This is a genomic window from Spirillospora sp. NPDC049652 (assembly GCF_040675125.1).
Lineage (GTDB): Bacteria > Actinomycetota > Actinomycetes > Streptosporangiales > Streptosporangiaceae > Spirillospora.
Window position 1 is genome coordinate 1 of record NZ_JBFAOF010000521.1, and the last position, 5099, is coordinate 5099.

Here is a 5099-nt window from a genome sequence, read left to right on the forward strand (position 1 = left end):
GGGAGCTGTGCGCGACGCTCGGCCGCGAGGTCCGCGTCCAGCTGCCCGGCGGAGCCGAGACGCACGGCCTCGCCGAGGACGTCGACACCGAGGGCAGGCTGGTCGTGGCGGCTCCCGGCGGGGAGTTCCCGATCAGCGCGGGCGACGTGGTGCATGTGCGCTGAGCGGCGCGATCGGCCACGATACTTCGCGTGACGTTGGAGGGGGAGATGTCGGACGCCGGCCTGCCGGACCCCAAGGTGATCGAGGAGCTGCTGCTCGGCGGCGAGCTGAAGTACACCCGGGTGGACGCCGTGCGGCTGTCGGGGATCACCACCGAGTTCGCCCGGCGGCTCTGGCGCGCGTTCGGCTATCCGTCGATGCCGGAGGAGGCCGTCGCCTACACCGAGGGGGACGTCGCGGCGCTGTGCCGCATCCGCCGCCTGATCGACGACGGCGTCCTGGACGAGAACGGCGTCGTCCGGCTGGTCCGGGCGTTCGGCCAGACCATGACCCGGCTCGCCGAGTGGCAGGTCAACCTGCTGAGCGCGATGCTGGTGTCCGATCCGCACGAGCAGCCGTCCGCCGAGGCCGTGTCGTCCATCGTGGACATCGCCGAGAAGCACATCGACGAGTTCGAGCCGCTGGTCGTGCACGCCTGGCGGCGCCAGCTCGCCGCCGCCGGCACCCGCGCCATGGCCGCCGCCGCGTCCCGCGAGGCCGAGGGCCACGACGGGTCGCACCTGCCCGGCCGCATGGTCATGACCGTCGGGTTCGCCGACATGGTGTCGTTCACCCAGATGAGCCGCGAACTGGACGAGATCGAGCTCGCCCGCGTCGTCGAGTGGTTCGAGGAGACCGCCGCCGACATCATCGCCGGCTGCGGCGGACGCCTGGTGAAGACGCTCGGCGACGAGGTCCTGTTCTGCGGCGACAGCCCGGAGACGGTCGCGGAGATCGCCCTCTCGGTCGCCGCCGCGATCCAGGACGAGACCGAGATCCCCGACGTCCGCGTCGGCGTCGCCCACGGCCCGGTGCTCCCGCTCATGGGCGACGTCTTCGGGACGACGGTCAACCTCGCCGCCCGGCTGACCGCCCTCGCGAGGCCGGGCACGGTCGTCATCGACGAGTCCCTCGCCGAGGCGCTGACCGGCAACGACGACTACACGATCACCGGAATGGTCCGCCGCCCCGTGCAGGGCCTCGGGATCATCCAGCCCTACGTCCTGCGCCGCGCGAAGTCCTGAACGCCGTGGGCCTGGACCTCACCGCCCTCGTCGTGGACTGGACGCGCGTCCTGGACACCGCGCCGGAGTCCCGCTACGAACTCCTGGAGGACGCCGCCTGCGCGCTCCTCCCGGAGGACGCCGCGTTCGACCCGCCGCCCGGCCTCGTCTGGCCGGAACGTCCCGACGTGGGCTGGTACGCGCTCTACGAGTTCCGTGACACCGCCGGTTCGTACAAGCCGCACTTCTGGACCGGCCACTCCTGGGACCACATGCGCGCCGCCGTCGAGCCGTCCGTCCGCGCCGACGGCGACGCCTTCCTGAACCGCCTGCTGGCCGACGACCCCCACGACCACCTCGAACCCGGCGTCTTCCCGGACCGGGACCCCCGCCACGCGACGACCCTGATCGCCTGCGCCCCCGGCACCGTCCACACCCTCGCCGACGCCTGGACGCGCCTCGCCCCCCGCCTGCCCGGGCTCCGGGCCGCCTTCGACGCCCAGGCCCCCGACCCCGGCCGCTGGATCGCGACGTTCGAGGAGTTCGAAGCGCTGACGCGGCAGTGGGGCGAAGCCGTCACGGCGGCCGCCGACCGCGGCTGGGCCCTCACCGCGATCAACTTCTGACCACGCCGCAAAGAGCGTGAACGCGGACGAGTCACGCGACGGAAGTGACCCCTAAAGCCACAGGTCTGTCACTCTTCGGATGCGAATGATGACAAAGCGAAGCGTTCCCCGAAACGGCGGGCGATGCTCGGGGGGTGAACCCCAACGGAGCGGACCCCGGGCGGTCCGTGCCACGGCATGTGGCCTGCGTGATGGACGGGAACGGACGCTGGGCCAGGCAGCGGCGCCTGCCGCGCACCGCCGGGCACCGGGCCGCGGAGGCGGCCGTCATCGACGTCATCGAGTCGGCGCGCGCGGCGGGCGTGCGCTGGCTCAGCCTGTACGCGTTCTCCACCGAGAACTGGCGGCGGCCGAGCGACGAGATCGACTTCCTCATGGGCCTGGTCCGGCGGACGCTGCGCAAGCACGCGCTGTCGATGTGCGCGCGCGGCATCCGGTGCCGCTTCCTCGGCGTCTCGGACCCGCGGATCCCGGCCGGGCTGGCGCGCGACATGGCCGACCTCGCCGAGCTGACCCGCGACAACCGCGGCATGACCCTGACCATCGCGTTCGACCACGGCGGACGGCGCGACATCGTCGAGGCCGCGCGGGCGCTGATCCGCGACGGGGTGCCCGCCGACCAGATCACCGAGGCGAGCTTCGCCGAGCACCTGCCGAACCCCGACACCCCGGACGTCGACCTGGTCATCCGGACGTCGGGGGAGCAGCGCATCTCCAACTTCATGCTCTGGCAGGTCGCCTACGCCGAATGGGTGTTCCCCGAGGTCCTCTGGCCCGACTTCCGGGCGGAGCACTTCTACGAATGCCTGCACGCCTACCGGTTCCGCGAACGCCGGTTCGGCGACGTCCGCCCGACGGCCCCGACCCCGACCCCGACCCCGCCCCCGCAACCCGACCCGCACCCCCTGGTGAAAGGCAGCACATGAGCGTGGAGACCAAGACCGGACAGCCCGACATCTCGATCCTGGGCCCGGACTCGTCGTTGAACGCCTACTGCCGGGACGCCCGGTGGGGGCTGGCCGTCGTCCGGGCGACGGTGCTGGAGGCCGCGCACCCGCAGATCGGCGCGGCGCTGATCGAGAACTCCACCTTCGTGGCGCACCCGTGGCGGCGGATCTTCAACACCCTGCTCAGCGTCCAGCGCATCCTGGACGCCGACCCGGACGTCCGCGACAAGGAGGCGGCGCGCCTCAACCGGATGCACGCGCGCATCGCCGGCGTCGACCCGAAGGGGCGGCCCTACAACGCGATGGACGCCGACGCCCGCGCCTGGGTGGTCGGCTCGCTGTTCGAGTCGACCGTCAACCTCAGCCGGATGAGCGGTGTCTCCATGGACGCCGCCGAGATGGAGCGCCTCTACGAGGAGTTCCGGGCGATCCTGATGCTGCTGGAGGGCAACGCCGACCACCTGCCCGCCACGGTCGAGGAGTTCTGGCCCTACTACGAGGACGTGATCGAGCGCGGCCTGGAGCACACCGAGGCGATGCGGATCATCCTGTTCGAGCTGTTCGGCCGGATGCCCGCGCCGCCGCTGCTGCGCCCCTACCCGGCCCTCTGGTCGGCGGGCCGCGTCATGGCGGGCCCGGTGATCGCCGAGTTCCTGAAGGCGTCGCTGCCCGAACCCGTCCGGCAGCGCGCGGGCCTCGGCGAACTGCCCGGCTCGCACCTGCTCGCCCGCGGCGTCTACATGGGGACCGGCGTCGCGTCCCGTGTCCTGCCGCAGTCCTGGACGCGCACCGACACCCTCATCGGGCTCCTCGACCCCAGCCGGGCCGAGGGGTCCGGCACGCAGGTGCTCTCGACGCTGCGCCGGCAGCAGAGCCGGGCGGCCGCGCTCGTCCGCCTGCTCTCGCCGCTGTCGGGCGGCGGGTCGGCGGAGGGGAGCGCGGCGCGGTCGGCCGACCGGTTCTTCGCCGAGGTCCTCGACCAGACCGGCGACGGCTACGTCTCCTGGCCGGATCTCGCCGCGATGGCCCGCGAGATCGCGTCCCGCCTGGACCTGGACGCCGACGGCGAGGAGCGGCTGTTCGACGCGTTCGCCGGCTGGTGGCGGGAGCTCTCGGCAGCGCTGGACGACGACGCCGACGGCCGCGTGAGCCGTGCGGAGTACGCCGCCGCGGCGGCCTCCCTGGCGAGCCCGGCCCTGGTCCGGGTCGCCGAGGTGCTGTTCGACGCGACCGACGTGGACGACGACGAGTCGATCAGCGCGGCCGAGCACCGGGCGCTCTTCCGCACCGCGTTCTCCCGCGACGTGGGCGCCGCCGGGGAGGACGTCCGGTACACGCGCAGCGAGTTCGTCCGCGAGTTCCTCGCCTTCATGTCCGGCCGGAAGGGCTCCGCCGGGTACGACTCCCTCCTCACCCAGGCGTGACCGGACGGCTCAGCGGACGCCGGAACCGGCGACGGGACCGGGGTCGGAGCCGGTTCCGGCGTCCGAGGGGCCGAGGGAGTCGAGCCAGCGGTCGAGGCGCGCGCCCTGGCCGGTCATGATCTCCGGGTCGCGGAGGGCGTGGGCCAGCAGGGACATGCCCTGGTACGCGCCGACGAAGGTGAGGGCGAGGCCGCCCGCGTCGTCCAGGCCGAGTTCGCGGAACTGCCGCTCGGTCCAGTCGAGCAGCAGCCGGATAACCCGGCCGGCCTCCTCGCCGAGCCCGCCGTCCTCGCGTTTGCCCAGCTCGGTGGCGAGGGTGCCGGTCGGGCAGCCGTAGCGGGCGGCGGTCTCGCGCTGCCCGACCCACGCCCCGACCAGAGCCTTGAGGCGCTCGCGGGGGTCCGGCAGCGCGTCCAGTTCGGCCGTCAGGGCGGACAGGTGCCCGGCGTGCTCCGACAGCGCCGCCTGGACCAGGTCGTCCTTGGTCTTGAAGTAGTAGTAGACGTTCCCGACCGGCACGTCGGCGGCCCTGGCGATGTCGGCGATCGTCGTGCGCTCCGCGCCCTGGTGGTGCACGACCTCGGCGGCGGCGGCCGTGAGGCGCCGCCGCTTGTCGGATCCCCGCGCCTTCGTTGAGTTGGTCACCTGACTGACTATAGACAACCCCCGTCCCGATCGTGCTACGGTTCCGAAGTCAGTCAGCGAACTAACTAACTCAGGAGAACGACATGATCGTGGTGACCGGAGCGACGGGCAACGTCGGTGGCGCGCTGGTGCGGATGCTCGCGGCGGACGGCGCGCGGGTGGCGGCGACCTCCCGCACCATCTCCGCCTCGGACGTCCCGGACGGCGTCCAGCACCACCGCGCGGACCTCACCGACGCGGACTCGCTGCGCC

7 protein-coding genes are annotated in these 5099 nt (G+C 72.8%); 6 read left to right on the forward strand and 1 reads right to left on the reverse strand.

Going from position 1 to position 5099, the window contains the following annotated elements; translation table 11 throughout:
- Positions 1 to 5 precede the first annotated feature (5 nt).
- From AB0J52_RS26785 to AB0J52_RS26805, 5 genes are all read left to right on the forward strand, one after another.
- Positions 6 to 164: a biotin protein ligase-related protein gene (locus AB0J52_RS26785; RefSeq protein ID WP_500185078.1), complete on the forward strand. Its 159-nt coding sequence runs from the start codon at positions 6 to 8 to the stop codon at positions 162 to 164.
- A 45-nt stretch (positions 165 to 209) separates the two neighbouring features.
- Positions 210 to 1226 (forward strand): adenylate/guanylate cyclase domain-containing protein, encoded by a 1017-nt coding sequence (locus AB0J52_RS26790; protein WP_500185079.1) that lies wholly within the window; start codon positions 210 to 212, stop codon positions 1224 to 1226.
- A 5-nt stretch (positions 1227 to 1231) separates the two neighbouring features.
- On the forward strand, positions 1232 to 1831 hold the full coding sequence (locus AB0J52_RS26795; RefSeq protein WP_500185074.1) for a hypothetical protein: 600 nt from the start codon (positions 1232 to 1234) through the stop codon (positions 1829 to 1831).
- A 179-nt stretch (positions 1832 to 2010) separates the two neighbouring features.
- Positions 2011 to 2757 carry a polyprenyl diphosphate synthase gene (gene uppS / locus AB0J52_RS26800; protein WP_500185080.1) on the forward strand — a complete coding sequence of 249 codons (747 nt, stop codon included), beginning with the start codon at positions 2011 to 2013 and terminating at the stop codon, positions 2755 to 2757.
- On the forward strand, positions 2754 to 4202 hold the full coding sequence (locus AB0J52_RS26805; protein WP_500185076.1) for an oxygenase MpaB family protein: 1449 nt from the start codon (positions 2754 to 2756) through the stop codon (positions 4200 to 4202). The genes uppS and AB0J52_RS26805 overlap by 4 nt, the downstream gene beginning before the upstream one ends.
- A gap of 9 nt (positions 4203 to 4211) precedes the next feature.
- Here the strand turns inward: AB0J52_RS26805 and AB0J52_RS26810 are convergent, their stop codons facing one another.
- Positions 4212 to 4847 carry a TetR/AcrR family transcriptional regulator gene (locus AB0J52_RS26810; protein ID WP_500185077.1) on the reverse strand — a complete coding sequence of 212 codons (636 nt, stop codon included), beginning with the start codon at positions 4845 to 4847 and terminating at the stop codon, positions 4212 to 4214.
- 83 nt (positions 4848 to 4930) lie between these two features.
- Here AB0J52_RS26810 and AB0J52_RS26815 point away from each other — a divergent pair.
- Positions 4931 to 5099 (forward strand): NAD-dependent epimerase/dehydratase family protein (locus tag AB0J52_RS26815; protein ID WP_500185082.1); only part of this gene is annotated, 169 nt, incomplete at its 3' end.

What these genes read in the sequence shown, in the direction of transcription:
- AB0J52_RS26790 (WP_500185079.1), top strand. Translation starts at nt 210, where the DNA reads ATGTCGGACGCCGGCCTGCCGGACCCCAAGGTGATCGAGGAGCTGCTG.
- AB0J52_RS26805 (WP_500185076.1), top strand. Translation starts at nt 2,754, where the DNA reads ATGAGCGTGGAGACCAAGACCGGACAGCCCGACATCTCGATCCTGGGC.